Annotated in this window: 30 protein-coding genes and 1 riboswitch; of the genes, 5 read left to right on the top strand and 25 right to left on the bottom strand. The window is 58.5% G+C overall.

Annotated elements, in window-relative coordinates; all coding sequences use genetic code 11:
- The first annotated feature begins 490 nt into the window (after positions 1–490).
- Genes iorA through MOMUL_RS05390 form a run of 3 tightly spaced genes read left to right on the top strand, consistent with a single transcriptional unit; the run spans position 491 to position 4,113 of the window.
- Positions 491–2,272, top strand: a complete 1,782-nt coding sequence (gene iorA, locus MOMUL_RS05380) for an indolepyruvate ferredoxin oxidoreductase subunit alpha (RefSeq protein WP_084785487.1) — start codon at positions 491–493, stop codon at positions 2,270–2,272.
- Entirely contained in the window at positions 2,273–2,851 is a 579-nt protein-coding gene (locus MOMUL_RS05385; RefSeq protein ID WP_062282554.1) for an indolepyruvate oxidoreductase subunit beta, read from the top strand.
- 2 nt (positions 2,852–2,853) lie between these two features.
- Positions 2,854–4,113, top strand: a complete 1,260-nt coding sequence (locus tag MOMUL_RS05390; RefSeq protein WP_062282558.1) for a phenylacetate--CoA ligase — start codon at positions 2,854–2,856, stop codon at positions 4,111–4,113.
- Between the two features lie 6 nt (positions 4,114–4,119).
- On the opposite strand, the gene MOMUL_RS05395 is transcribed toward MOMUL_RS05390, so the two are convergent.
- The 5 genes from MOMUL_RS05395 to MOMUL_RS15665 form a co-directional block, all read right to left on the bottom strand.
- Complete coding sequence (locus MOMUL_RS05395; RefSeq protein WP_062282561.1) at positions 4,120–5,154, bottom strand: molybdopterin-binding protein; 1,035 nt, start codon at positions 5,152–5,154, stop codon at positions 4,120–4,122.
- A 118-nt stretch (positions 5,155–5,272) separates the two neighbouring features.
- Positions 5,273–5,461 carry a ferredoxin family protein gene (locus tag MOMUL_RS05400; protein WP_062282564.1) on the bottom strand — a complete coding sequence of 63 codons (189 nt, stop codon included), beginning with the start codon at positions 5,459–5,461 and terminating at the stop codon, positions 5,273–5,275.
- An 11-nt stretch (positions 5,462–5,472) separates the two neighbouring features.
- Entirely contained in the window at positions 5,473–5,799 is a 327-nt protein-coding gene (gene trxA, locus MOMUL_RS05405; protein WP_054938281.1) for a thioredoxin, read from the bottom strand.
- A 19-nt stretch (positions 5,800–5,818) separates the two neighbouring features.
- Positions 5,819–6,100 (bottom strand): CC/Se motif family (seleno)protein, encoded by a 282-nt coding sequence (locus tag MOMUL_RS17505; RefSeq protein ID WP_269085188.1) that lies wholly within the window; start codon positions 6,098–6,100, stop codon positions 5,819–5,821.
- Between the two features lie 61 nt (positions 6,101–6,161).
- On the bottom strand, positions 6,162–6,329 hold the full coding sequence (locus tag MOMUL_RS15665) for a DUF2197 domain-containing protein (RefSeq protein ID WP_084785488.1): 168 nt from the start codon (positions 6,327–6,329) through the stop codon (positions 6,162–6,164).
- A 122-nt stretch (positions 6,330–6,451) separates the two neighbouring features.
- Here MOMUL_RS15665 and gpr point away from each other — a divergent pair, with 122 nt between their 5' ends.
- Entirely contained in the window at positions 6,452–7,429 is a 978-nt protein-coding gene (gene gpr, locus MOMUL_RS05410) for a GPR endopeptidase (protein ID WP_153018268.1), read from the top strand.
- A gap of 39 nt (positions 7,430–7,468) precedes the next feature.
- On the opposite strand, the gene MOMUL_RS15370 is transcribed toward gpr, so the two are convergent.
- From MOMUL_RS15370 to MOMUL_RS05430, 4 genes are all read right to left on the bottom strand, one after another.
- Entirely contained in the window at positions 7,469–7,837 is a 369-nt protein-coding gene (locus MOMUL_RS15370; protein WP_064774341.1) for an alpha/beta-type small acid-soluble spore protein, read from the bottom strand.
- 131 nt (positions 7,838–7,968) lie between these two features.
- Positions 7,969–8,364 (bottom strand): hypothetical protein, encoded by a 396-nt coding sequence (locus MOMUL_RS05420; RefSeq protein WP_062283347.1) that lies wholly within the window; start codon positions 8,362–8,364, stop codon positions 7,969–7,971.
- Positions 8,365–8,448: 84 nt separating this feature from the next.
- Positions 8,449–10,491 carry an ATP-dependent DNA helicase RecG gene (gene recG / locus MOMUL_RS05425; protein WP_062282568.1) on the bottom strand — a complete coding sequence of 681 codons (2,043 nt, stop codon included), beginning with the start codon at positions 10,489–10,491 and terminating at the stop codon, positions 8,449–8,451.
- 6 nt (positions 10,492–10,497) lie between these two features.
- Entirely contained in the window at positions 10,498–10,734 is a 237-nt protein-coding gene (locus tag MOMUL_RS05430) for a DUF1858 domain-containing protein (RefSeq protein ID WP_062282571.1), read from the bottom strand.
- 137 nt (positions 10,735–10,871) lie between these two features.
- On the opposite strand from MOMUL_RS05430, the gene rpmB reads away from it, so the two are divergent.
- Positions 10,872–11,060, top strand: coding sequence for a 50S ribosomal protein L28 (gene rpmB, locus MOMUL_RS05435; protein WP_062282574.1), 189 nt, complete (start codon positions 10,872–10,874; stop codon positions 11,058–11,060).
- A 48-nt stretch (positions 11,061–11,108) separates the two neighbouring features.
- Here rpmB and yfcE read toward each other — a convergent pair whose 3' ends face one another.
- The 16 genes from yfcE to MOMUL_RS05510 form a co-directional block, all read right to left on the bottom strand.
- Positions 11,109–11,672 (bottom strand): phosphodiesterase, encoded by a 564-nt coding sequence (gene yfcE / locus MOMUL_RS05440; RefSeq protein WP_062282577.1) that lies wholly within the window; start codon positions 11,670–11,672, stop codon positions 11,109–11,111.
- A gap of 1 nt (position 11,673) precedes the next feature.
- Positions 11,674–12,150, bottom strand: coding sequence for a 6,7-dimethyl-8-ribityllumazine synthase (ribH, locus tag MOMUL_RS05445; RefSeq protein WP_062282580.1), 477 nt, complete (start codon positions 12,148–12,150; stop codon positions 11,674–11,676).
- 430 nt (positions 12,151–12,580) lie between these two features.
- Complete coding sequence (locus tag MOMUL_RS05450) at positions 12,581–13,795, bottom strand: bifunctional 3,4-dihydroxy-2-butanone-4-phosphate synthase/GTP cyclohydrolase II (RefSeq protein WP_062282583.1); 1,215 nt, start codon at positions 13,793–13,795, stop codon at positions 12,581–12,583.
- A gap of 25 nt (positions 13,796–13,820) precedes the next feature.
- The gene (locus MOMUL_RS05455; protein ID WP_062282585.1) at positions 13,821–14,471 is read right to left on the bottom strand and encodes a riboflavin synthase; all 651 of its coding nucleotides are present in this window, start codon (positions 14,469–14,471) and stop codon (positions 13,821–13,823) included.
- Positions 14,452–15,585, bottom strand: a complete 1,134-nt coding sequence (ribD, locus tag MOMUL_RS05460; RefSeq protein ID WP_062282588.1) for a bifunctional diaminohydroxyphosphoribosylaminopyrimidine deaminase/5-amino-6-(5-phosphoribosylamino)uracil reductase RibD — start codon at positions 15,583–15,585, stop codon at positions 14,452–14,454. The genes MOMUL_RS05455 and ribD overlap by 20 nt, the downstream gene beginning before the upstream one ends.
- Before the next feature lie 78 nt (positions 15,586–15,663).
- Positions 15,664–15,781: riboswitch (FMN riboswitch) on the bottom strand.
- Positions 15,782–15,811: 30 nt separating this feature from the next.
- A complete protein-coding gene (gene rpe, locus MOMUL_RS05465; RefSeq protein WP_062282593.1) occupies positions 15,812–16,480 on the bottom strand; it encodes a ribulose-phosphate 3-epimerase in 669 nt (222 codons plus the stop codon).
- 2 nt (positions 16,481–16,482) lie between these two features.
- Entirely contained in the window at positions 16,483–17,349 is an 867-nt protein-coding gene (gene rsgA / locus MOMUL_RS05470; protein ID WP_062282596.1) for a ribosome small subunit-dependent GTPase A, read from the bottom strand.
- A gap of 10 nt (positions 17,350–17,359) precedes the next feature.
- The gene (gene pknB, locus MOMUL_RS05475; RefSeq protein ID WP_062282597.1) at positions 17,360–19,207 is read right to left on the bottom strand and encodes a Stk1 family PASTA domain-containing Ser/Thr kinase; all 1,848 of its coding nucleotides are present in this window, start codon (positions 19,205–19,207) and stop codon (positions 17,360–17,362) included.
- A gap of 4 nt (positions 19,208–19,211) precedes the next feature.
- Entirely contained in the window at positions 19,212–20,597 is a 1,386-nt protein-coding gene (locus MOMUL_RS05480; protein WP_062282600.1) for a peptidoglycan D,D-transpeptidase FtsI family protein, read from the bottom strand.
- Positions 20,594–21,850 (bottom strand): FtsW/RodA/SpoVE family cell cycle protein, encoded by a 1,257-nt coding sequence (locus MOMUL_RS05485; RefSeq protein ID WP_062282601.1) that lies wholly within the window; start codon positions 21,848–21,850, stop codon positions 20,594–20,596. The genes MOMUL_RS05480 and MOMUL_RS05485 overlap by 4 nt, the downstream gene beginning before the upstream one ends.
- The gene (locus tag MOMUL_RS05490) at positions 21,843–22,553 is read right to left on the bottom strand and encodes a Stp1/IreP family PP2C-type Ser/Thr phosphatase (protein ID WP_064774342.1); all 711 of its coding nucleotides are present in this window, start codon (positions 22,551–22,553) and stop codon (positions 21,843–21,845) included. Before MOMUL_RS05490 ends, MOMUL_RS05485 begins: the two co-directional genes overlap by 8 nt.
- Complete coding sequence (locus tag MOMUL_RS05495) at positions 22,507–22,989, bottom strand: FHA domain-containing protein (RefSeq protein WP_062282606.1); 483 nt, start codon at positions 22,987–22,989, stop codon at positions 22,507–22,509. Before MOMUL_RS05495 ends, MOMUL_RS05490 begins: the two co-directional genes overlap by 47 nt.
- A gap of 19 nt (positions 22,990–23,008) precedes the next feature.
- Positions 23,009–23,758 carry an FHA domain-containing protein gene (locus tag MOMUL_RS05500; RefSeq protein WP_062282608.1) on the bottom strand — a complete coding sequence of 250 codons (750 nt, stop codon included), beginning with the start codon at positions 23,756–23,758 and terminating at the stop codon, positions 23,009–23,011.
- Positions 23,758–24,825, bottom strand: a complete 1,068-nt coding sequence (gene rlmN, locus MOMUL_RS05505; protein ID WP_062282611.1) for a dual-specificity RNA methyltransferase RlmN — start codon at positions 24,823–24,825, stop codon at positions 23,758–23,760. The genes MOMUL_RS05500 and rlmN overlap by 1 nt, the downstream gene beginning before the upstream one ends.
- 125 nt (positions 24,826–24,950) lie before the next feature.
- A complete protein-coding gene (locus tag MOMUL_RS15670) occupies positions 24,951–25,085 on the bottom strand; it encodes a cyclic lactone autoinducer peptide (RefSeq protein WP_084785491.1) in 135 nt (44 codons plus the stop codon).
- 6 nt (positions 25,086–25,091) lie between these two features.
- A complete protein-coding gene (locus tag MOMUL_RS05510) occupies positions 25,092–25,754 on the bottom strand; it encodes an accessory gene regulator ArgB-like protein (protein WP_062282613.1) in 663 nt (220 codons plus the stop codon).
- Positions 25,755–25,775: the final 21 nt, after the last annotated feature.

Genomic DNA, 25,775 nt, shown 5'->3' on the forward strand with positions numbered 1-25,775 from the left:
ACTAAGCTATTATAGCATGAAATGCCACTTTACCTTCCACTTGCAGGGTTACTTTGAAAAAATTTTTTCCGGATATGTATAAGCTTCTCCATTGGCGTCCATAATAGTAACCGGTAAATCTGATTTCCAGATTTACCATGAAGAGCTTAGGGTTATTTTATTAACCCTCCCCCATGAGCTCTTCCTCCGGTTTCTCCTCTCCCAAGCCGCCGGTTACCCGCCGGCGGCTAAACTCTGGCCGTTCCTCCGGGAACGGCATTTTTTTATCCTCCTGCCCGCCATCTCCGGTTTGTCCGAATAAGGCACCAGGCTGAAATTTTTGCTGGACCGCTGCCAGGGGATATGCTATACTTTCTTACAAGCAATTTTTTATATTGTGAGCCTAGTTCAGCCTGATCAGTGTTAGCAGAGCCGAGGATAGCAGGTAAGCTATAACCGGGCTGCGGCCCGTTTTTTTGTGCCTTTAAGTCTCAAGGGGAGAGAGAAAACCGTGCCAGTATTGCTCATGGGTAATGAAGCCATCGCCCGGGGAGCCATAGAGGCCGGCATCCGCGTAGCTACCTCTTACCCCGGTACCCCGGCTTCCGAAATAATGACGGCCCTGATGCATTTTGGACCAGAAGCAGGTGTGTACACCGAATGGTCGGTTAATGAAAAGGTGGCCGTAGAAATTGCCGCCGGGGCTGCCTATGCCGGCGCCCGGGCCCTGGTGAGCATGAAGCAGATGGGCTTAAATGTCGCTGCCGATGCCGTCATGAGCCTGGCCTACATCGGCGTCAAGGGCGGCCTGGTCCTGGTGGTAGCCGACGACCCCGGCCCCCACAGTTCCCAGACGGAGCAGGACACGCGCCTTTTTGCCCGCTTTGCCAAATTGCCAGTCCTGGATCCTTCCTGTCCCCGGGAAGCTTATGAAATGACAAAATATGCCTTTAAGCTTTCGGAAACTTTAAACCTCCCTGTTATCGTCCGCCCCACTACCCGCGTCAGCCACGCCTGCCAGGAGGTGGAAGTGGGTACCATCCCGCCGCGGCCGCCGGTGCCGGGGTTTGTTAAAGACCCCCGCTGGGTCATCATGCCCTCCCTGGCGGCCCGCCAGCATGTCTGGTTGAATAAACAGCAGGAACGGGCGCGGGCTGAGTTTGCGGCCAGCCCCTTTAATGCCGTTCAACTGGAAGGCCCTGTGGGGGTCATTGCCGGCGGCCCTTCTTACTTTTACGTCACCGAAGCCCTGGAACGCCTGGACGTAAAATTATCCCTGCTTAAAATCGGTACCCCCTACCCCCTGCCGGAAGAGCTCGTAAGGGAATTTCTCACCCGTATGGAAAGGGTCCTTATCGTCGAAGAACAGGAGCCGGTTGTCGAAGACCAGGTCATCCGCCTGGCCTGGCGCAACCGCCTCCCGGTAGAACTGTCTGGCAAACATGATGGCTACCTGCCCCGGGAAGGCGAATTTAACGTCGACAGGGTAGCCGCAGCCCTGGCCCGCTTCTTAAAGCTGGAGCAGGAAAACCCGGCACCCGGCCTCCCGGCGCTGCCGCCTTTACCGGCCCGGCCACCCCTTTTCTGCGCCGGTTGCCCCCACCGGGGCTCCTTCTATGCCTTTAAACAGGCGGCCCGGGATCAGGAAGTAATCTTTACCGGTGACATCGGCTGCTATACCCTGGGGGCAGCGCCACCCCTGGCCGCCATGGATACCTGCCTGTGCATGGGAGCAAGTTTAGGCTTGGCCCAGGGCCTGGCCAGGGTCCAGCCCGGCACCCGGCTGGTAGCCTTTATCGGCGACTCGACCTTTTTCCACGCCGGCCTGCCGCCACTGGTCAATGCCGTCCACCAGCAGACACCCCTGGTAGTCGTCGTTCTCGATAATGAGACTACCGCCATGACCGGGCACCAGTCACACCCGGGACTAGCCACCGGCACCGGGCAGAGGGCCGTTGATATCGCCCGGGTGGCCCGGGCCTGCGGTGTAGAAACAGTCCTCACCGCCGATCCCCTGGACCTGGAGGCCACCATGGCGGTTGCCCGCCAGGCCCTAGCTGCCCCGGGACCGGCCCTGGTAATCCTCCGTCACCCCTGCCCCCAGATAACCAAACCTGCTACCCGCTACCGGGTCAATGCAGACGCCTGCACCGGCTGCCGTACCTGTATTGACGAACTGGGCTGCCCGGCCCTGGTGCCGGCTGACGGCTCAGTAATGATTAATTCTACCTGTACCGGCTGCGGGCTCTGCGCTAAAATTTGTCCGGCGGCAGCCATGGAGGAGGTGGTCTAGATGGATATTCTCATTGCCGGTGTGGGCGGCCAGGGAATAATCCTCGCCTCCCGGGCCCTTGCGTCGGCAGCCGTAACAGCGGGCCTGGCGGTACGTACGGCCGAAACCATCGGTATGGCCCAGCGGGAGGGCAGTGTCGTCAGCCATGTCCGCCTGGGAGTGCAGGAGGCCGGCCCCCTCATCCCCTATGGCGCCGCCGACATCCTCCTGGCCCTGGAGCCGGCCGAGGCCTGCCGCAACTTAAAGTATTTACGCCCCGGCGGTAAGGCCCTGGTCTCTACGGCACCGGTAATACCGGTTTTGGCCGCCCTGGGGAGCAGTCCCTATCCTTTGGAGGATATCCTGGCCTACCTGCAAAGCAACCTGTCCGGCTGCCGTTGCCTGGACGCCCTGGCCCTGGCCAGGGAAGCTGGCAGCCCCCGGACTTTAAACCTGGTCATGCTGGGTGCCCTGGTGAACTTCGGTTTACCCTTCCCTGCCGATGTCCTCCTGGCCGAAGCTTTAAAACTCCTGCCGGCCAGTGTCCATGAAATGAACCGCCGCGCCTTTGAACTGGGCCGGCGAGCCCTGGAGGTGTAAAAATGGGGCAATTTGATTACGAAAAACTCTACCGGCAGCAGGCTCCGGCCCTGCAAGCCCTAGTGCAGCGCCTCTTTGACAGCTCACCCTATTACCGGGAAAAGCTGACGGCAGCCGGTATCAGGCCGGGGGATATCAGGACCGTAGCCGACCTGGCGGCGGTCCCCCTGACCGATAAATGGGAGCTGCGCAACGGCAAGCCCCTGGAACTGATGGCCGTCCCGGAAGAAAAAGTCGTCCGGATTCATTCCTCCTCAGGTACCACCGGTAAGCCCATTATTATCCCCTACACGGCCGGTGACGTGGCTGCCTGGGCTGAAATGATGGCCCGCTGTTTCGCCCTGGCCGGGGTTACCAACCGCGACCGGGTGCAAATCACCCCCGGCTATGGCCTCTGGACGGCGGGCATCGGTTTCCAGGCCGGGGTCGAGTACCTGGGCGCCATGGCCATTCCCACCGGTGCCGGCAATACGGAAAAACAGCTGGAAATGCTGGTCGACCTCCAGGCCACCGTCCTGGCGGCTACCGCTTCCTATGCCCTTTTCCTGGGCGAAGAAATCGAGCGCCGGGGCCTGAGGGACCGGCTGGCCCTGCGGGTTGGCCTCCTGGGTTCCGAACGCTGGGGCGAAAAAATGCGCAAGCGCATCGAAGAACTCCTGGGGATTGAAACCTTTGATATTTACGGGCTCACGGAAATTTACGGTCCCGGCATCGGCCTTGACTGCCCGGCCCATGAAGGGATCCACATCTGGACAGACCACCTGCTGCTGGAGATAATTGACCCGGCAACTGGCAGGCAGCTGCCGCCGGGTGAAACCGGGGAACTGGTCATCACCACCCTGACCAAGGAAGGCATGCCTTTACTGCGCTACCGCACCCACGACCTTACCTGTTTGAAGGTTGCAGCCTGTTCCTGCGGCTCGCCCTACCCCATGATCGAGCGCGTTCTGGGGCGGACCGATGACATGGTTAAAATTAAGGGCGTCAATATTTACCCGGGCCAGGTCGACCATGTCCTGCACCTCACGCCGGGGGCCGGCAGCGAATACCAGCTCATCTTGACCCGTGAGCAGGGCAAGGACCGGCTGCTGGTAAAGATCGAGTACCTCCCCGGCCATGAGGGCGATGCCGTTGCCGCCGAGTGCCGGCGCCAGATTAAAAACCGCATCGGCATCCTGGCTGACGTGGAGGCGGTACCCCTGGGGACTTTGCCCCGCAGCGAAAAGAAAACCCGGCGCGTCTACGACTACCGGGAGAAGTGAAACACCCTACACTTTACCGAAGGAACAGGCCGGGTAGCGGCAGTCGGGGCAGCCCTGGCAGAGGCCACCGGCTGCCAGCCCGGCTATATCTTTGCGCTGCAGCCTTTCCCCCGTTAAAACCCGGGGCAGGACCAGGTCAAAAATGGTGGCCCGGTAATACATCACACACCCCGGCAGGCCCATAATGGGCACCTCCCCCAGGTAGGCCAGCATGAACATGGCCCCCGGCAACACCGGGGCGCCGTAGGTGACGACTTCCGCGCCGCTGCGACGGATCCCTTCCGGCGTCACGTCATCGGGATCAACCGACATGCCCCCCGTCAGCACCACCATTTCCATGCCGGCCGCCAGCATCGCTGCTATGGCCTGCCGGATTGCCCCAGCATCATCAGGTACAATCTCTTCCCGCTCTACTTCTGAGCCATAACTGGCAATCTTGGCCCGGACCACCGGGCTAAAGGCGTCTTTTACCCGCCCTTTGTAAACCTCACTGCCGGTGGTAATCAAGCCCACCCGCAACCGGCGGTAGGGGGCTATGCGCACAATACCACCCGCCTGGTGGCAAATGGCTTCCACCCTTTCAATCACCGCCCGCGGTGCCAGCAGGGGGATCAACCTGGTGCCGGCCACCACCTGGCCTGCCGTAACCGGGTAATTGTTATGCAGGGTGGCCAGGATGATGTCCGCCCCTTCATTAATTTGCTGCAGGGCCGGGAGGTTTACCTTCAACAAGCCGTCCCTGGCGGCGATAAGGTTTACCTTGCCTTCCTGGGGCTCACTAAATTTGAGGCCGTGATCGCCGTTGCCGGCTGCCGCCCTAGCCAGGCGAACGGCGGCTTCGTCTTCATGTACCTCATCCGGTCCCAGGGCCAGGACATACAGGTGTTCCTTACCCATTTGCAGCAGTTCGGGTATATCTTCCGGCTGAATAATATGTCCTTTCTTAAATCGACTTCCCTTGAACTCGCCGGGGACGATTTTGGTCAGGTCGTGGGCCAGCACCGTGCCCACGCTGTCTTCCACCCGGACTTTCTGGAGCATCTGCCCTACCTCCTTGAGCTTATAATTCGACGTGTCTGAAAAAAAGCCTGCCGCTTAAAGTGAAATTTGATAATAAAACATTAAGGGCCACCGGTAATTAACCGGTGACCCTTAGTTACTAGATCAGGCTGATGGCCTGCCGGTCACAGGCCAGCAGGCAGCGACCGCAGCCCAGGCAGGTAGGGCCAATAAACCAGGGTTCGCTCTCCTCTTCGCGCAGGAAGGATTTAGTAGGGCAGGCGCTCATGGCCTGGCAATCGGCCCGGCCGTCACAAATGCTGGCATCAATAAAGGCATGGCGGGCCATGTAATCTCCCCTTAATGTATGGCAGCTTCCAGCTGTTCCTTTAGCTTTTCCTTGGGCATATAGCCAATGACCCGTCCCACTTCCTGGCCGTCTTTAAAGATAACCAGGGTAGGTATACTCATAATACCATAGCGGGCGGCCAGTTCCTGGTTTTCGTCAACATTTACCTTGGCAAATTTAACGTTACCATCGTAGTCTTCGGCCAGCTGATCCAGCACCGGGGCCATCATCCGGCAAGGACCGCACCAGACGGCCCAAAAATCAACTACCACCGGTAGCGGTGCTGACAATACTTCAGCTTCAAAGGCGCTGCTGTCAACATTAACGGGCTTGCTCATGTTTTGGTGCCTCCTAAATTTAATAATTTTGCACTCCATCGACAACCAGCTGTTTAAAGGGTCCAAAGCCCACCAGGTCCACATCCAGGCCGCGTGAAGCTTTAATCCCCTTTTGCAGGTAAACCTTTAAGCCATTTAGCTGCTGAACAATAAAGTTTTTCACGTCAGCCGGCGCGCCTGCATACACGGCAGGACGAATTGATAGTCCAGCTCAACCGCCGCACATCTCCAGTTTAATGGTAATGGTATCGGATTTCTCTTTGATATATTGTTCCGCTTTAGGGCTGATACGGATTTCCATCTTTCATCCCCCTCTCTCGCTGCGATTATACTATAATTATTTTACGCTGTCAATAAGGTATTTATAATGGTTTCTCTTCTTTTTGGGCCTGCAGGGCCTGGTAACGCAGCCGGGCGCGGCAGGTTTCGCAGGTGTAGACGGCATTTTTATCTCGCGCCAGTTTGCGATAATCCTTATGTACCTTGGTAATTTCTTCTTTACGACCGCAGAGGGTACATTTTACTTCCATCAGTCTCACCTTCCCTGAGGGCAATTATTCAACACGCCAGGAAACTTTTCCTTTTCGACGTATATTTTTTTTCATTATGGATAACCTGAATGCAGGCCCTTAAAAGTTTGGAGGGAACCACCTTGCAGCGCGCCGAATTTTACCAGCTGGCGGGAGTTATCCTGGACCTAGCGGTAGAAGCCCATGCTTTATTACGCGGGGCTACCCAGCAGGAAGTGCCCGGGGTAAGGGAAGATAAGGAAAAATATCCCAACGCCGCCGTTACAACTATTACCATAATGAATGCCCTTGGAGAACAGGCCATGGGCAAGCCCCAGGGTACTTACATAACCATTGATGCACCGGCCCTCCGCTTTGAAAACCCGCCCGTTCACGAAGAAATAGCGGGTCTCCTGGCCCAGAAGCTCAACCTGTTGTTACAAAAATGGAATGTCGGTCCTGCCGACCCGGTGCTGGTGGTGGGCCTGGGTAACTGGGAAGCCACGCCGGACTCCCTGGGCCCAAAAGTAATCAACCAGTTTACGGTTACCCGGCATTTATTAAAATACGTGCCGCAAAATATGCCCCCGGGAACAAGACCCGTCAGTGCCCTGGCCCCCGGTGTCCTGGGTACTACCGGAATTGAAACAGCGGAAATCCTCAAAGGTGTGGTAGAAAAAACCCGGCCCAGGGTACTGATTGCCATTGATGCCCTGGCTGCCGGCGATCTGCAACGCATAGGCAGCAGCATTCAAATTACCGATACCGGCATTAGCCCCGGCTCAGGGGTGGGAAATCAGCGTGCCGGTATCAATCAACAAACCATGGGGATTCCCGTGATTGCCATTGGTATTCCCACTGTGGTTCATGCCGGGGTGATTATTTATGAAGTCCTTAGCCAGATTCAGCAGTCTTTTCCTAATGTCAACCTGCAGCTCGACCAGGCCGTGGCCCAGAACCTTACCCGCAATGTCCTGGCACCCTTTGGCGGTAACCTGACGGTAACTCCCAAAGAGGTTGACGACCTGGTGCATAACCTGGCCTGGGTCATTGGTAATGCCCTGAACAGGACCCTGCATACCGCTCTCCTGCAGGCTAAGGCTGCCATACCGTTACATTAAAAAAGGATGGCGGTTAAAACCCGCCATCCGGAATTGCCGTTACTGGGTCAATCCACCCAGCCCACCGGGATTGTACTGCTGGGCATTGATGTTTAACTTCTGGCCACCGGCATTATAAGCGGGGTTGGGCCCGCTGATGCGGCCGGTAACGTTCTGGGCGGCACCCAGTTCAACGTCAGTACCACCAAGGCCGCCGGCTGCCTGATTGCTCAGGGTCTGCTCATAAGCAGCGATCATCTTCTTGACCATGAGCCCCCCTACAGAACCGTTAACCTTGGAGGGCAGGTCACCCAGGTAACCGTCATAATTGGAAATCCCCAGTTCGCTGGCCACTTCCTGCTTGAACCTTTCCATCTGGCCGCGGGCCTGGGGGATCAGGAGACGGTTGGTCCTTCCTCCACGCGGCATTCAGTTTCACCTCCTTTTTTGTTGTGCAGTCTTAGTATGAGCCGGCGGCCTTTTTTTATGCTTAGTATTATTTGGCTAGCGTAACTTTACATTTATACTACAAAAAAGGAAAACACCCACCAGGGTGTTTTTTAAAGCCGGCCGCCATGGGCCTCAATGATCTCCCGGGCTTCCTTCACCCGGGACGGCGTTGTTACTACGGTAACTAAAAAGCCCTCATTGCCGGCCACCCCGTAATCCTTTAAACCCACACCGCTGACCGAAGGGTCGGCGGCCAGCAGGGCCCGGGTATCGGTTTTTACCAGGGGGTTAATGTCAGCTGAATAGAGGGTTAAGCCGGTAATGGTATTGGCCTGGTTGGCCAGGGGATTATTGTACTGGTCATTATAACGGGTACCAAAACGTCCTACCCGGTCAAACTGGACCTCAGTTATACCAGCCGCTTTCAGGGCATTGATGGCTTCCTGGGTTCTGGTACTGCTGGAAAAATAAGCCAGTAGCGAACGCTCATCCTTTTCTAATTGCATAGGCTCACCTTCGTCGCTAATTTTAAGCTTAGTGTGGCTGAAAACTAAATTAAACATGCCCTTTTTTGCTGGTAAATTTTACTTTTATAATTGCAGGCTGGCCAGTTTTTCCTTTGCTGCCAGGTAAAGCTGGCGGTATTCCGGTTGCTGCCAGAGGTTTTCCCGGCAAATCAGGCGGGCATCCTGGCGGGCCTGTTCCAGGATGCGGCCATCCTCGGGTAGCCTGGCCAGGCGGAATTCCGGCAGGCCATGCTGGCGGGTACCAAAGAATTCCCCCGGCCCCCTGAGGCGCAGGTCGGCTTCGGCAATGGCAAAGCCGTCCTGGCTGGAGGCCAGAACGGCCAGCCGCTCCCGGGCCGCCTGGCTGTTGCCGGTGATGAGCAAACAGTAGGACGGTGCTGTACCGCGCCCCACCCGGCCCCGCAGCTGGTGGAGCTGGGCCAGGCCCAGCCTCTCCGCCCCTTCGATTAACATTACCGTAGCGTTGGGTACGTCGACTCCTACCTCAACTACCGTCGTCGCTACCAGGACGGCGATTTTGCCCTCCCGGAAAGCATTCATTACCTCCTCCTTTTCAGCGGGCTTAAGGCGCCCGTGGACCAGTCCCACCGCGTATTCAGGAAAGACTTCTTCCTGGAGCTTTTTCGCCATGGCTATGGCGGCTTCTGCAGCTACGCTGTCGCTTTCATCAATTAAGGGACAGATAACGTAGGCCTGGTGGCCCTTCTCAATCTCCCGGCGGATTAGCTGGTAAGCTTTGGCGCGCTGCTTTTCCGTTAAAATGCGGGTAGTTACCGGTTGCCGGCCCGGTGGTAGTTCGTCCAAAAGGGACACGTCCAGGTCGCCGTAGATTGCCAGGGCCAGGGTCCGGGGAATAGGCGTGGCTGTCATGACCAGCAGGTCGGGAGCCTGCCCTTTGGCCTGGAGGGCGGCCCGCTGGTCAACGCCAAAGCGGTGCTGCTCATCGATAACCACCAGTCCTAAAGCCTTAAAGGTTACATCTTCCTGGATCAGGGCGTGAGTACCTGCTACCAGGGGTAACCGGCCGGTGGCCAGGCCGGCCAGGATAACTTCTCGCCCGGCCCGGGAAGTACTGCCCGTCAGGACGGCCACCGGGATTTTTAAAGGCGCGAGGATCTTCTGCAAAGTTTGCCCGTGCTGCTCGGCCAGGACCTCCGTAGGGGCCATGAGGGCAGCCTGCCAGCCGCCGGCTACGGCCTTGACCATGGCTGCTGCCGCTACTACCGTTTTACCTGAACCCACATCCCCCTGGAGCAGGCGGGCCATGGGCCGCGGGTCTTCCATATCGGCCAGGATCTCGGCCAGCACCCTTTCCTGGGCCCGGGTCAGTTTAAAGGGCAGGCTGGCGATTAACTGCCGCACCAGCCCGTTGTCAAGAGTGTGGGCAACTCCCCTGAGCCCGGCTTCACGCTGCCAGCGGCTTAAGCTTAAACCAAGTTCCCAGACCAGCAGTTCTTCATACTTAAGGCGCCGCCGGGCCTGGTGCAGGGCGGCGGCGTCGGGAGGAAAATGCATATATTTTATGGCCTGGTAGCGGGGTAAAAGGCGGTAACGCTGGCATAAGGAAGGGGGTAAAATCTCCGGCAATTCTCCCTGGACTTCCTCCAGGGCCAGGTAGACAATCAGCCTCAGCCAGCGCTGGCTTAAGCCCGCCGTCAAGGGGTAAAAAGGTACAATGCGCCCCGTATGGAGGCCGCTATCCCCCTGCCCCAGGGCTTCATAGTCACTCACCTGGATTTCGGGAACATAACCCCGGTAATTTACCTTCCCGGTTAGGATAACCTCGCTGCCAGCCGGTAGCTGGCGCTTAATGAAGGGTTGGTTAAACCAGAGGGCATAGCCACTCCCCCGCCGGCCCTGGACCAGGGCCCGGAAGAGGCGCAGGCGAGGACGTATTTCCTTTTCTTCCCAGGCTTTGATGGTTACCTGGACGGTAATTATTTCCCCGGGCGTTGCCGCCGCCAGCTCCTTTAACTGGCGCCGGTCTTCATAACGCCTGGGAAAATGCCAGAGGAGATCGCCCACCGTCTGGATGCCGAGCCGGTTCAGGCGGGCGGCCTTCTGGGGACCTACATATTTTAAAGATGCCACCGGCCGGTCGCACATCCACTCTCATCCCCGGTTCCTGATGGCTTCATTTAGCTCATTGAGCAGGTCTTCCAGGTCAACCCCGTGGCTGCGGGCGCCGCTGGCAATGGTTTCATTCATGGCACCCATACATTCTAGGCAGCCCATGCCATAGCGGTGAAATACCTGCCGCACCTGGGGATAGGCCTGCAATACTTCCATAATGGAGAGATCTTTAGTTATTTGTAAAGGAACGACGTTTTTTTTCCCTTCCCTGGTCATTCCCTCCACCCCCTGACTATTATTTTCAACAGGTTCCGGGCAAGTCCCTGCCTGCCAGGAGAAATTTATTTCCTTGCTTTCTAACCCTTTCTCTGGTAAAATATCGCCCGTAGGGTTGAAAAAGCGAGGTGAAATAAATGGCCGTCTGCAGTATCTGTGGCAAAAGGACGACTACCGGCAATCAGGTCAGCCACTCCAATATTAAGACCAAACGCACCTGGTCTCCTAATCTCCAGCGGGTCAAGATTATTTTAAATGGTACTCCCAAAAAGGTTTACGTCTGTACGCGCTGCCTGCGTTCAGGCAAAGTGCAACGGGCTGTCTAAAAAGCATTTAAATTAACCCGGGGTCACTAACCCCGGGTTTTGTCCTGTTTATACCGGCCAGGGCAACTCCTTCAGGATTTCTCCGGTTGCCAGGGCCAGGATTTTCACGCCAGCGTCGTCGGCGACGGCTACTGTTTTGAACTTGCCCAGGGGGCCGCTATGGGGCAGGCTGGGACTGCCCGGGTTGACAAAGAGGCGCCCCTCCCTGGCAGCCAGCATGGCTACATGGGTATGACCGGTTATCCACAGGTCGGCCCGGTAATAGGCGGCCAGGGTTTCTGCTTCGCCTTCACCTAAACGGTGGCCGTGCTGGGCGATGAGGCGGTACTTACCCATCTGGACAACTACCTGCTCCGGCATTGGTAAATTTAAGACCATGGCATCTACTTCCGCGTCGCAATTGCCCCGGGCAATCAAGAGGGGTACCGGAGACTGCTGCAAGAGCCCGGCCAGGTCCTTAGGAGCATAGGCGGCCACAATGGGATTCCTGGGGCCGTGGTAAAGGACATCGCCGGCATGGATGATCAGGTCTACACCCTGAAAGCAGTTGGCCAGGGCCTGTTCCCAGGCGGCGCCGTCGCCATGGGTATCGCTGATGATACCTACCCGCATCTTAACTCCCTGCCCCTGCCATTGTTTTAAAGAGATTGGCCATTTCCATGGCGGCCATGGCGGCATCAAAGCCTTTATTGCCGGCCTTGGTACCGGCCCGCTCTATAGCCTGCTCAATATTGTCGGCAGTTATCAGCCCGTAGATCACCGGTACGCCGCTGTTCAGGCTTACCTGGGCAATGCCCTTGGTCACCTCGGCGGCTACATATTCAAAGTGGGGGGTGGCCCCGCGGATGACTGCCCCCAGGCAAATGATGGCGTCGTAACCGCGGGCCGTCATTTTTTGCGCCGCCAGGGGGATTTCAAAGGCCCCCGGCACCCAGGCCACATCAATGGCCGCCGGGTCGGCGCCGTGGCGGTTTAGGGCATCCAGGGCCCCTTCCAGCAGTTTGGAGGTGATAAACTCGTTGAAGCGGCTGACAACAATGCCGAATTTCAATCCCCGGGCCTGCAGCTGGCCCGCTAAGATGTTGGGCATGGGAAAAAGGCCTCCTTCTCGAAATATCTAATCTGCTTGCCAATGAACAGGCTAATACCGTAAAAATAACTCTCTCATGGGCTGGCATTGTTTGGCTCGCTCCGTGGTCCTCGCGAAGCGGCCTATGGCTCAGCTTCGGGCTCGGGCGCCCAGCACTCACTAAACTCAGGTACTTCCAAAGGTAGTACGACTGCATAAACCGAAGAACTGGTTACTGTAACTTGGTTACTGTGAGTGCTGGGCGGCCTATTCGGCATCCTTGCCTCAGAGGCCGGCCTCGGACATCCTGTCCTCGGCCCCGCCCTCGCTCTGCAGCTTCACCAAGTCCGCTTCGCCACTCGGGTCAAGTCGCTCGCTCCAAACAAAAGCCAACCTAATCACTATCACGGTCCACAAGAAATAAGCATCGCTAAGATAACCCCTAAGCCTTTTAGCTAATCTGCAGCAGGTGGCCCATTTTTTCCTTCTTCGTTTTCAGGTAACGCCTGTTAACCCGGTTGGGGCACATTTCAATGGGAACCCTTTCGACAACCTTAAGGCCATATCCTTCCAGGCCGGCAATCTTTTTGGGATTATTGGTGAGGAGGCGGATCTGGCGGATTCCCAGGTCGGCCAGGATCTGGGCGCCGATGCCGTAATCGCGCAAGTCGGCCGGGAAACCCAGGGCTTCATTGGCTTCCACCGTATCCTTACCCTCTTCCTGGAGCTTGTAGGCCTTGATTTTGTTGAGGAGGCCTATCCCCCGCCCTTCCTGGCGCATATAGAGGATGACGCCGCGGCCTTCCGCTTCAATCATGGCCATGGCCTGCTGGAGCTGCTCGCCACAGTCGCAGCGTAAGGATCCAAAAACATCCCCCGTCAGGCACTCAGAGTGGACCCGGACCAGGACCGGCTGGCCGCCGGCAATATCCCCTTTGACCAGGGCCAGGTGCCCCTTGCCGTTCATTATTTCTTCATAGGCAATGGCTTTAAAATGGCCGTAACTGGTGGGCAGGTCGGCCTCAGCCACCCGGCGGACCAGTTTCTCCGTCCGGCGGCGGTATTTAATTAAATCGGCGATGGTAATGAGCTTTAAACCGTGTTCCCGGCAGAAGGCATAGAGCTGGGGTACCCGGGCCATGGTGCCGTCGGGATTCATGATTTCGCAGATGACCCCGGCCGGGTAGAGGCCGGCCAGGCGGGCGAGATCAACGGCGGCTTCCGTATGGCCGGCCCGCCTCAACACCCCGTCTTCCCTGGCCCGCAGGGGAAAAATGTGTCCCGGCCGGCGCAGGTCTTCAGGCCGGGTACGGGGGTCAATAATCTTCTTCACCGTCAGGGCCCTTTCAAAGGCGGAAATGCCGGTAGTCACCTCGGCTGCATCCACGGAAACGGTAAAGGCCGTCCCCATGGACTCGTTATTCTGGGTGACCATGGGGCCCAGCTCCAGTTCATCCAAGCGCTTGCCCTCCACGGGGACACAGATCAGGCCCCGGGCATGGGTGGCCATGAAATTAATGGCTTCCGGGGTAACCTTCTCCGCAGCGATAATCAAATCGCCTTCGTTTTCCCGGTCCTCGTCATCCACCACCACCACCATGCGCCCGGCCCGTATATCGGCAAGGGCTTCTTCAATGGTATTAAATTTAATTTCTCCTTCGCCCATGGCGAACCACCTTCTTCTCCAAATATTAAATAAAGCCATTGGCGGCCAGAAACTCCACGGTCAAACCCCTCCGGTTCGGCTCCTCTTGCGGCCCGGTGAGGAGCCTTTCCAGGTAACGGGCCAGCAGGTCGACTTCAATATTCACCTTGTCTCCCGGCCCCTTGGTCCCCAGGATGGTATGCCGGGCCGTATGGGGAATGATGCCGACTGTTACCATGTTCCCATCTACGGCAATGACCGTCAGGCTGGTACCATCCAGGGCCAGGGATCCTTTGGGAGCAATGTAGCGTTCCAGGCCGGGAGGTACCGCCACCACCAGTTCCCAGGCGATGCCTGCCTGCCGCTTCGTTTTAATTTCCCCTACGCCGTCCACGTGACCGCTGACCAGGTGGCCGCCCAGCCGCTCGCCCAGCTGCAGGGCCCGTTCCAGGTTGACCTTATCTCCAGCTTTTAAATAGCCCAGGGTGGTAACCCTCAAGGTTTCAGCCATAACTTCGGCTACCAGGGCTCCTGCCTTTAACTCAACTACCGTCAGGCAGGCGCCGTTAACGGCAATACTGTCGCCACACCTGGTCCCGGCCAGGACTTTCGCGGCGGCAATGGTTAAACGCGCTCCCTGGGTCCTGGGTTCTACCCGCTGGATGGTGCCTATTTCTTCAATCAAGCCGGTGAACAAGCTCTTTCCCCTCTTTAGCCAAGTATCCACTTAACATAATATCCACGCCACAGGGTTCCACCTGGATTCTTTCCACCTGCCAGGCTTCTTCCGGGCTGGCTACCCCCAGGCCCCCTACCGGTCCCGGGGCGGCAATGCCGCCAAAGATCTTGGGAGCAATAAAGGCCACCACTTTATCTACTACCCCGGCGGCCAGGGCGGTAGCATTTACCCCGGCCCCGCCTTCTACAAGAATACTGGTAATCTGGCGCCGGGCCAGTTCAGCCAGCAGGGACTGCCAGGCCACCCGGCCGTCTTCTGCCGGTAAGACTAAAACCTCGATACCCCTGGCAGCTAGCTGCTGCCGGGCTTCCACCGGCGCTGCCGCGGTGGTGGCCACCAGGGTCGGCGCCTGGGAAGTCTGGTTCAACACCCTGGCCGTTAAAGGTATCCTTAAATGGCTGTCCAGGATTATCCTGATGGCATCCCGGCCCTTACCCTCCGGCAGGCGAGTGGTGAGCTCGGGGTCATCGGCCAGGACGGTGCCGATTCCCACCAGGATGGCATCATGGGTATCCCGTAACTCATGGGCCTTTTGCCTGGCTGCCGGGCCGGTAATCCAGCGGGAAGCCCCGGTACGGGTGGCGATTTTACCGTCCAGGGTCAGGGCCATCTTGAGGGTCACCCAGGGCTGCCCGGTGGTAATATACTTGATAAAGGCTTCATTCAGCCGCCGGGCTTCATCTTCTAAGAGGCCCGTCTCCACTTCAATCCCGGCCCGGCGGAGGGCCTGGAAGCCGCCACCGGCCACCTTTGGATTGGGGTCGGCCATGGCTGCCACCACCCGCCGGATACCGGCGGTAATGATGGCTTCCGTGCAGGGCGGTGTGCGGCCATAGTGACAGCAGGGCTCCAGGGTAACATAGAGGGTGGCGCCCCTAGCTGCTTCACCGGCGGCCCGCAGGGCATGGACCTCGGCATGGGGGGTACCGGCCTGCTGGTGGTAGCCTTCACCTACCACCCGGCCGTCCCGGACAATAACGGCGCCCACGGCCGGGTTGGGGCTGGTACGGCCCAGGCCCTGCCGGGCGAGTTTAAGGGCCCGGCGCATGTATTCGGTATCCTCTGGATGCATTTCATCCCGTGCCTCCTCCCCAGGAGCATCAAAAAACCCCGGGGTTGTACTCCGGGGTTAGACAGGGCAAGGGATACACAACGCCTTCTCCCTTCCAGACTGTCACTGTCGGCCCCGGAATTGCACCGGGTCTGCCTTTGCGGCTCGCGGGCTTTTACCGCCGGTAAGGAATTGCACCTAACCCCGAAGGACGTTACTGTAATTATAGACCTGTAGCCTGCCGGCGTCAAGGAGCAGGTGTCAGCCTCCCGGCCTGGCGTAAAGCGCTGATGGCTGCTGCCCGGTCCGGGCTGCCAAAGATGGCCGAACCGGCTACCAGGACGGTGGCTCCGGCCTGGCAGGCGGCCGGAGCTGTGACCGGGGTAATGCCTCCGTCTACCTCCAGCAAGATGTTCTGTTTATTCTGCCGCAGCCTGGCGGACAGGGAGGCTATTTTCGGCAACATGGCCGGGATAAACTCCTGGCCCCCAAAACCCGGGTTTACGGTCATTAATAAAATCATATCCACCTCACCTAAGATATGATCCAGCACCGAGAGCGGTGTGGCCGGGTTTAAAGCTACTGCCGGCCGGCAGCCGGCAGCGCGGATTTGCTGCAGCACCCGGTGGAGATGGGTACAGGCTTCGGCATGGACGCTGATATAGTCGGCGCCGGCTGCCGCAAAGGGAGCGATAAAGTCTTCCGGCCGGGAAAGCATCAGGTGCACATCAAAAATCAGCCGGCTTTTTGGCCGTAAGGCGGCCACCAGGTCCGGCCCGAAGGTAATATTGGGGACAAAATGGCCATCCATGATATCCAGGTGCAACCAGTCAGCACCCCCGGCAGCTACGTCTTCTATTTCAGCCTGGAGGTTACCGAAGTCGGCAGCCAGCAGTGAGGGAGCAATAAAGGGCATTATTAATAACTCCTTTCCCTGGCAATAACCTCAGCTAAAAAATTCAGGTAATGCTCATAACGGTGCCTGGCAATTTCCCCGGCCTCTACGGCTGCTGCTACGGCACAGCCGGGTTCGCCCCGGTGCAGGCAGGAATTAAAACGGCAACGGCCTATTAATGGTTCCATCTCACGAAAATAGCCGGCTACCTCTAACCTGTCCAGGGATGGTAAATCCAGGCGGCTGAAGCCAGGAGTGTCGGCTACCCAGCCCCCGCCCGGAAGACGGATTAATTCGGCATGACGGGTGGTATGGCGGCCACGGCCCCCTTTGGCGCTCACTTCGCCCGTCCGTAAGTTGAGTTCCGGCTGGAGGGCATTGAGGAGGGAGGACTTGCCCACGCCGGAGGGGCCGGCAAAGGTACTGAGCCGCCCTGCCAGGACCTCCCTGAGCTTCTCTACACCCTGGCCGGTGCGGGCACTGGCGATTAAATTCGAGTAGCCGATTTGCCGGTAAATACCGGGTAAATCCCGGTACTCCTCCCGGGCGACATCGACTTTATTCCAGACAATAATGGCCTGGATATCCTTAACGCCACTCAAAAAAAGCAGGCGATCCAGCAGTTCCAGATCTGGTGGCGGCGTGCTTAAGGAGAAAACGATAATAGCCTGCTCCACATTGGCCACGGCCGGACGCTCCAGGAGGGTACGCCGGGGTTTTAAAGCTTCAATCACCCCTTCCCCGGGACCCAGGGGCACCATTTCCACCCGGTCGCCCGGCAGGAGGTCGGCCTCGCGCCGGAAGCGGCCGCGCAGGCGACAGGTCCAGACCTGGCCCCCGCTTTCCACATAGTAAAAACCGCCGTAACGCCGTAAAAGGATGCCTTCCATGCCATCCTCCCTACGGTAAATCCCGCACGTATATTAGATTGCCATCGCGGAAGACCTGGAGCTTACCCTTACCAAAATACGTGATCACGGTCTGGATTTGCTGGCCTTGTTCCTGCTTCTTTTTCAATACCTCGCTGGTCCCTTTCGCATCGGTAACAACGATGCGCACTTCGTGTTCTTTATCATCTGGCGCCGGGGGAACAGTGACGCCCAGTTGTTTCTGAGCCGGTCCCGGCCCCTGGCTGACAACTAAATTAATGGCACTGCCCTGCAGGACACTGGACCCCGGTCGCGGGTCCTGGTCAATAACTACCCCCGGGAATTGCTCCTCGCTGCGCTGGTAAGTCAGGGTCCCCTGCTGCAACTTCGCCGCCGCCAGTTGCTGCTGGGCCTCAGCCAGGGATTTGCCAACCAGAGGTGGGGCAGGAATCAGCTGGGGCTCCGGGCCTTTGCTGACAATCAACCTGACCTCGGTACCCTCAGGCTGCTTGCTGTTACCGGGAGGATTTTGCTCTACTACCGATCCGGCGGGAATATTTGGATGATATACCTTCAGCGTATCGGCGGCGACCCGTAAACCGGCATTTTCCAGCTGCAGGCGGGCCTCCCGTTCCGTAAAACCAACGACGGGGGGCACCGTAACCATCCGGCTACCCTGGCTGACGGTCAGGGTTACAACCCGGCCGCGGCGGACCCGTTCCCCGGCTGCGGGCTCCTGGGCCATAACCTGTCCCGCCGGTATCCCGGCATTATACTGCCTGCTGCCAACCTGGCCCCGCAAACCGGCTGCCGCCAGCCGGTCCATGGCCTGGCCTTCAGTAAGGCCAGTTACAGGCGGCACCACCGTCTCCCCGACGAGCAGGTAATAACGAAATCCAGCCCACAGGCCGGCGGCGGCCAGGCCTAAAAAGAGGAGGACCATTAAAACCCAGGCCCACACTCGCGGCCGCCGGCGCGGCCGGGCGGGACTGGCCGGCGGGTCGGGAGCCTCCAGCGCTGGCAGGACCTGGGTGGCAAAGGTATCTTCCGTCAAGGCATTTCTTACGGCCAGCAGGTCGGAACGTAAGGCGGCCGCCGACGGGTAGCGTCGTTCCGGCTCCTTTTCCAGGGTACGCATGACAATACGCTCCAGGGCCGGCGGGACACCGGGGTTTATTTCCCGCAAGGGCCGGGGGGATTCCTGGATATGCTTGATGGCCACGGCTACCGGGGTCTCACCGTGGAAGGGAAGATCCCCGGTCAGCATTTCATACAGGACAATACCAAAGGAATAAATATCGGCCGCCGCGCCGGTAACCTCGCCCCTGGCCTGTTCTGGCGCCAGGTAATGAACAGAACCGACCATGGTGCCGCTGTAAGACATAGTCGCTTCGTTGACGGCCTGGGCGATACCAAAATCAGTTACCTTGACCCGGCCGTTGCGGGTAATGAGAATGTTATGGGGTTTAATATCCCGGTGGATAACACCATTTTCATGGGCATGCTCCAGGGCGTCACAAATCTGCAGGGCTATATCTATAGCCTCCAGGGGCGGCAGGAGCGCCCGTTCGGTGATAAGATCCTTTAATGACCGCCCCTCAACATACTCCATAATCAGGTAATGGATGCCGTCTTCCTGGCCGACGTCATAGATACTGACCACATTGGGATGGGACAAGCTGGCCACCGCCTGGGCTTCCCTCTGGAACCGGGTTAAAAAATCCTTATCGCTGGCATACTGTTCCCGCAAAATTTTGATGGTCACATAGCGGTGCAGCAGGCGGTCCTGGCCCCGGTAGACCCGGGCCATACCCCCGCCCCCCAGTTCATCAATTATCTCATAACGACCTTCCAGGATTTTACCAATCATTTTATCCATTTGATCACCGCCTCAAGGCTGCCGCCAGAATTTCCCGGGCCAGGGGAGCTGCTACAACGCCGCCCGCACCGGCATTTTCCACTACTACGGCTACAGCGATCCGGGGTTCATCCGCCGGGGCAAAGGCCACCAGCCAGGCGTGGGCTTCCCCCCCGGGGTTCTGGGCTGAGCCTGTTTTGGCCGCCACCTGGATCCCCGGTAAGCTTGCGGCCGTAGCTGTCCCACCGTTAACTGTAGCCACCATGGCTTCTTTAATATCCGTCGCTACTTTAGCCCCGGTTACCACCTGGAGCGGCCGCGGCACAGCCTGCCAGAGGAGCCGGCCACCTGCTGCCGTTACCTTCTCGACCAGGTAAGGTTGCATTAAGATACCCTTATTGGCAATTGCCGCCGTGACCATGGCCATTTGCAGGGGCGTTGCCAGGACGGCCCCCTGGCCAATGGCGCCCTCTGCCAGGGCGCTGGCATTCAGGCGGCCCGGCACCCGGGATTCCTCGACTGGCAGGTCGAATTTTAAAGGTTTATCAAAGCCATACAGGGCTGCCGTTTCTTTAAATTTATCCGCCCCGGCTTCCAGGGCCAGGGTGGCAAAGGTAACATTGCAGGAATACATCATGGCCTGCTGGAAATTCAGGTGGCCATGGGGCCGGGGACAGGTAAGCTTCCAACCCTGGACCTCCAGGTAACCCGGGCAGTAAAAATCACGCTGCAAAATACCAGGGTCGACTTCCAGGGCCGCGGTGGCCGTTACCAGCTTCATAATCGAACCTGGTGGATAGAGACCCTGGATGGCCCGGTTCAAGAGGGGACTGCCGGCGCCGGGGCTATTAATCCGCTGCCATTCCTCCTCCAGCCGGTTGGGGTCAAAGGTCGGGCTGCTGGCCAGGGCCAGGACGGCACCGGTGCGCGGGTCCAGGGCCACAGCCGCTCCCCGCCGGCCGGCCAGCAAGCTGGTTGCCAGGCGTTGTAATTCTGCATCCAGGGTCAGGGTCAAGTCATTACCCCTGGCCACCTGGCCCATTAAACGCCGCCCTTGATTAAGGAGGTGCTGCCAACCGGTAAGACCCAGGAGGTCCCCATCCCGGCTGGCTTCCAGGCCACTGCTGCCAAAGCGCCCGGAAACATACCCCACCACCAGGGCTGTTGCCGGGCCGTAGGGGTACTGGCGCTGGAACTGGCCCGGGTTCCCCACTGTCCGGGCCAGGACCCTGCCGGCGCGATCATAAATCGCCCCGCGCTGGGTTTGCTGCTCCACCAGGTTCAAGCGCGGATTTAGCGGGTTTAAATATAACCTCTCGCCGGCTATGGCCTGGATGTAGGTCAGGTGAACAATAAGAATGACGAAAATTACGCCTGTCGCCAGGGCAAGGCGGCGCACCCCGGTTTTCATGGTTTGGCCTCCCGGCCGGCAGCGCTGACATTGAGGAGTAGAGCCAGCAGCAGGTAGCTGATCACCAGGGAACTACCGCCATAACTGACAAAGGGCAGGGTCACCCCCGTCAGGGGCAGGAGCTTGCTGACCCCGGCCATAATGACCAGGGCCTGGAAAGTACAGAGGACGGTCAGCCCGCCAGCCAGCAACACGCCCTGCTCCTCGGGGGCCCGGAGGGCGGCCCGGAAACCCCGCAGGGCGAACAGCAGGTAGAGAAGGATAATCCCCAGGCTGCCCATTAATCCCATTTCCTCGCCCATGGTAGCGAAGATAAAGTCCGTGGCTACGGCCGGGATCACCTGGGAATAACCCAGGCCCAGGCCAGTACCAAAGATACCGCCGCTGCCGAGGGTGATCAGGGACTGGACAACCTGGTAACCTGCCCCGGTATAATCAGCCCAGGGGTTGATCCAGACGGCAATGCGCGCCCGGAGATAGGGAAAAGCCAGGTAGGCCATTACCGCCCCCAGGCTAAACAAGGCTCCTCCCGCCACACAAAAGCGTAATTTGCCAGTGGCCAGGTAAAGCATGGCCAGGAAAGTAACGAGGAGAATCAGGGCTGAACCCAGGTCCCGCTGCAGGACCAGCAATAAAACGGCCAGGGCTACAGCCACCAGGAGGGGTCCCCAGGATATCCGCCCGGCTCCCTGGACCAGCAGTTCCCTTTTGTCACTTAAATAGCCGGCCAGGTACATGACCATGAGGACCTTGACAGCTTCTACCGGTTGCATGCGGAAGGAACCAAGGGTCAGCCAGCTCTTGGCCCCACCGATGCGCGTCCCTGCCAGGACGGTAATGAAGAGGAAAAAAAGCCCCAGGGATAAAAAGAAATAGGGGTACTGCTCCAGGCGCTGGTAATCCCGGAAACCAGTGGCTACGACTATCAGGACCAAAAGCCCCAGTATGGTCCAGATAATCTGGCGGTAAGCAAGACCGGGGTCCAATCGAAACAAGAAGATAAGGCCCAGGGCCGTCAGGCAGGCCGCCAGGGGAAGGAGAAATTGATCGCCGCCATGGCGGGTAACCCTTAAAATCAAGTGCACCCCCCAGAAGCCCCCCAGCAGCAGGGCCAGGGCATAGGCCGGCTGCCAGCCTGGTTGGTGGGGGACAAAGGTTACCATATAACCGTACCCGGCGGCCAGGATTAAAGACGGCCAGATGAGCAGGGCCATCTCCTGCCCCCGGTTCGTGCTGGTGCCGCTGCTACTCATAAAGGGCCAACACCACCGTAACATTATCCGGCCCGCCCCGTTCCAGGGCCAACCGCAGCAATTCCCGGGTAGCTCCAGCCAGTTCCTGGTGGCGGTTCATGATAGCCGCCAGCTCCTGATCGGAAATGACCTCATAGAGGCCGTCAGTACATAATAGCAACCGGTCCCCTGGCTTAAGCTCAATTTCCCGGCTGTCAATATTCACCGTAGCCCCGGTACCCAGGGCCCGGGTAAGGATATTGCGCTGGGGGTGCTGGCGGGCCTCTTCCGCCGTCAGGCCGCCGCAGCGGACTAGTTCGCCGACATAAGAATGATCGTTAGTTAATACCTGTAACTGTCCGTCCCGGAAAAGGTAAGCACGGCTGTCACCGATGTGGACCAGGAAACCCTTTGGCCCCACTATCCAGACGGCCGTCATGGTCGTGCCCATCCCCGCCCGTTCCCGGCTGGACAGGGAAGACCGGTAAACTATTTCGTTGGCAAAGGCTGCCGCTGCCAGCAACCGGGGCAATGGTTCCCCCGTTGTCCCGTTAAAAAGCCTGTCTTGCAGGGCCCGTAGAGCCAGGTGGCTGGCAACTTCCCCGGCCTGGTGCCCGCCCATACCATCGGCTACGGCAAAAAGCCCCCGTTCAACGTCGCTAATAAAATAATCTTCATTACCGGGCCGCACCAGTCCGGTATGGGAAAGGGCGTCGGCTCGCATCTTCCCACCCCACTTTAAAGGTCACGCCGCCAATCCGTACTTGATCGCCGGGCCGTAAACTCTGCGGACCGGTTATTAACTGGCCGTTAACGTAAGTCCCGTTGGTGCTATCCAGGTCAAGCAATTGCCATTCTTCTCCGCTACGGGTAATTACAGCGTGGCGGGCCGAAACGTGAATGTCATTGATGACAATATCGTTATGTTTATCGCGGCCAATGGTAATATTTTCGCCGAGGAAGTATCTTTCTCCTCTTTTTATGTTCCCGTTTTTTGCTTCCAGGACGGTTAAAACGGGCCGGCCCCCGGCGGCAGGGGAACGCTTAAGGGTATGTCCCGGCCCCAGCTCCAGGTACATGAGCCTTAAGGCATGCCACAGGAAAAGATACATTAAAACTACAAAGACAAATCTCAACCCGGCCAGTAAAATTTCCGCCAAAGTAACCACCCGTTCCGGCCTAGCTTACCTGTAATTCTAACACAGTCCGGCCCACCTGCATACGGTCGCCGGGGTTCAAAAAGGCCCGTTCCACCTTCTTCCCGTTAACCAGGGTACCGTTGCGGCTGCCCAGGTCCGTCACCAAGACCCGGTCATGGCTTTCTTCCAGCTGGCAGTGGCGCCGGGAAACCTGCTCGTCGGTAAGGATAAAGTCGCAGGCTGGATGGCGCCCCAGGACCTGCTTCCCGGGCCGCAAGAGGAAAGTACGCCCCGCATCCGGCCCGGCAATGACGGTTAATTTAAAGGAGGGCCGGCCTGGCCGGTCAACCTCCTCGTCGATCGCTTTGTAAATTAAAGTATCGCCTTCAACATGATTGGTTTCCCCATCTTCCTCCGGCCGCCCTTCTTCCATCCGGGCGTGGATACGCACCTCACCTGGGGCCAGTTCATCTTCTACCTCCAGCTCTACCCGGGGCTCGCCGACCATGGTAAAATTTTGCTCGGCCGCCTTCTTCTTTAAGTAGCCGGCCAGTTCCCTGGCCAGGGAATTTTCAAAGGCCGCCAGGCGTTCAAAATCCTTTGGATTTAGATTAACCAGGTAAACATTGGGAACATAAACACGGCTGACGCTTACCGTCCGCCGGGCCGCCATGGTTTTAACCAGTTTTTTGGCAATCTCCACGGGTTGCAGGGAAACATCGGCCCCGCGGCGGAAAAGTCCATCAAAAAGGCGTTGCCAGAAACGCTCGTTTTTTTCCAGCCAATCCATTAAAGCACCTCCCTGCTGGCGTTATAGCGGAGCTGGCCGCAGGCGGCGGCGATATCCTGCCCCCGGCTTTCCCTCACGGCAGCTGCCAGGCCGGCCTGTTGCAGCCAGGTAGCAAAAAGCCGTGCCTTTTCCCCGCTTACACCCTGGAAAGGGTTGCCGGGAACCGGATTTAAGGGGATCAGGTTGACAAAGGCCAGCGTTCCCTGGAGTAACTCAATCAAACGGCGGGCGTCTTCCCGGCGGTCATTGACCCCGGCAATGAGAGCATATTCAAAGGTGACCCGCCGTCCCGTCACCTGGCTATAGTGGCGGCAGGCCGGGATCAACTCTTCCAGGGGATAACGCCTGTTAATGGGCATTAACCGCTCCCGCAGTTCATTGGTGGCCGCATGGAGGGAAACGGCCAGTTCCAGGGGCGGTTCCTCCCCGGCCAGCTGCCTAATCTGGGGTACCAGGCCACAGGTAGAAATGGTGATCCGCCGGTGACTTATGCCCCACCCTGCCGGGTGTTCAAATATCCGCACGGCCTTCAGGACGGCCTGGTAATTAAGCAGGGGCTCGCCCATGCCCATAAAGACGATATTGCTCAAGCGGCCCTCCGGGTCCCGCTGCTGCCCTTCTCCTACCAGGGCCAGGGCCTGGAGGACAATTTCCCCCGGCGTAAGGTTGCGCCGGAAACCACCCTGGCCGGTGGCACAAAAGCTGCAGCCCATGGCGCAGCCCACCTGGCTGGACAGGCAGGCAGTCTGCCGCCGGCGGCCATCTGCATAGGTCATAAGGACACATTCAATCAATTCGCCGTCCGCCAGGCGCAGCAATAACTTCCGGGTCAGGCCGTCGGCCGCCACCCGGCGGTTTTTAATCTCTACCGGCGGTAATAACGCCCGCCCGGCCAGCCGGGCCCGGAAAGCCCCTGGCAAGTTGGTCATCTCATCCAGGCTGGTAGCCCGGCGGCGGTGGAGCCAGTGAAAGAGCTGCCGGCCGCGGTAGGGCGCTTCACCCAGTCCGGTCGCCAGTTGCGCCAGTTCCTCAGGCAGCAGGCCCCGCAGGTCAATCCTGGTAGTCATAACCATCCCCTGGCATTATTATGAATGAAGCCATACCATAATATACCACATTGCGCCGGGCCGGGGTCAAGATAAAGAAAAAAAGGGGAGTGAAACCTCCCCTTAACTATGTAATACCCCTTACGCTACTTCCTTAAACTGGCCGGGACTTCCGGCTGGTGCCAGACCCACGCGCTGGTGGGCAGCACACTGCCGTTGGCCACCAGGACGGCCAGAGCCACGCCCAGGGAAACTACAGTGGCCGCTAGCTTCTTCAACATGAAACTTCACCTCCTTCCCTCTAGCTTTTTATCGAGGGGCAGGAGGCGTTTTAACAGGCCGTCTGCCCGCCCCACGACGGCAAAACCCGGAGGTGTCAGGGCAAAGCCCTGGAAAACCAGGGCCAGGAGGCTGCTGGCCAGGGTGCTGCCAGGCCACCCCAGGTAATAACCCAGGCTAACGACTGCTAACCATAGAACTAACCACAAATAACAGGCTTTCTTTAACCTGGCCCGGCGTACCGGGTTGATAATGGGGGCCGCCGCCGTGTCTGCCGGCGCCCGGCGCCAGGCAATTACCAGGCTTGCCGCAAATACCGGCACCACGCCAACCATTAAACTCCCTCCCAAGATACCCGCCAGCCAGCGGCCCAGGCAGGCCAGGAGGACTAAGGTTAACAACGATAAAATCAAGCAACGGTAATAGGCGCTGCAGTGCACACCGCCAGCCAGGAGGCGGTAAGTGGCCATAGTTATGAGGGCCGCCATCATCTCCGGCAGCAAGCCCAGGTACCAGGCAACGGCCACAAAGGTGATCAACTGCAGGCTAGCCCCCAGGGTCACCTCCAGGCCAAAGGCCACTACTTCTACCTGTGGTTTATTTTGACCCTCAGGCAACCTGGCTACCAGGTAAGCGGCGCCGCTATGGGCTAACTGGTGGATACTTAGCAAGGCTTACCTGCTCCATAAGGG

This window comes from Moorella mulderi DSM 14980 (assembly GCF_001594015.1).
Taxonomy (GTDB): domain Bacteria; phylum Bacillota; class DSM-521; order Neomoorellales; family Neomoorellaceae; genus Neomoorella; species Neomoorella mulderi.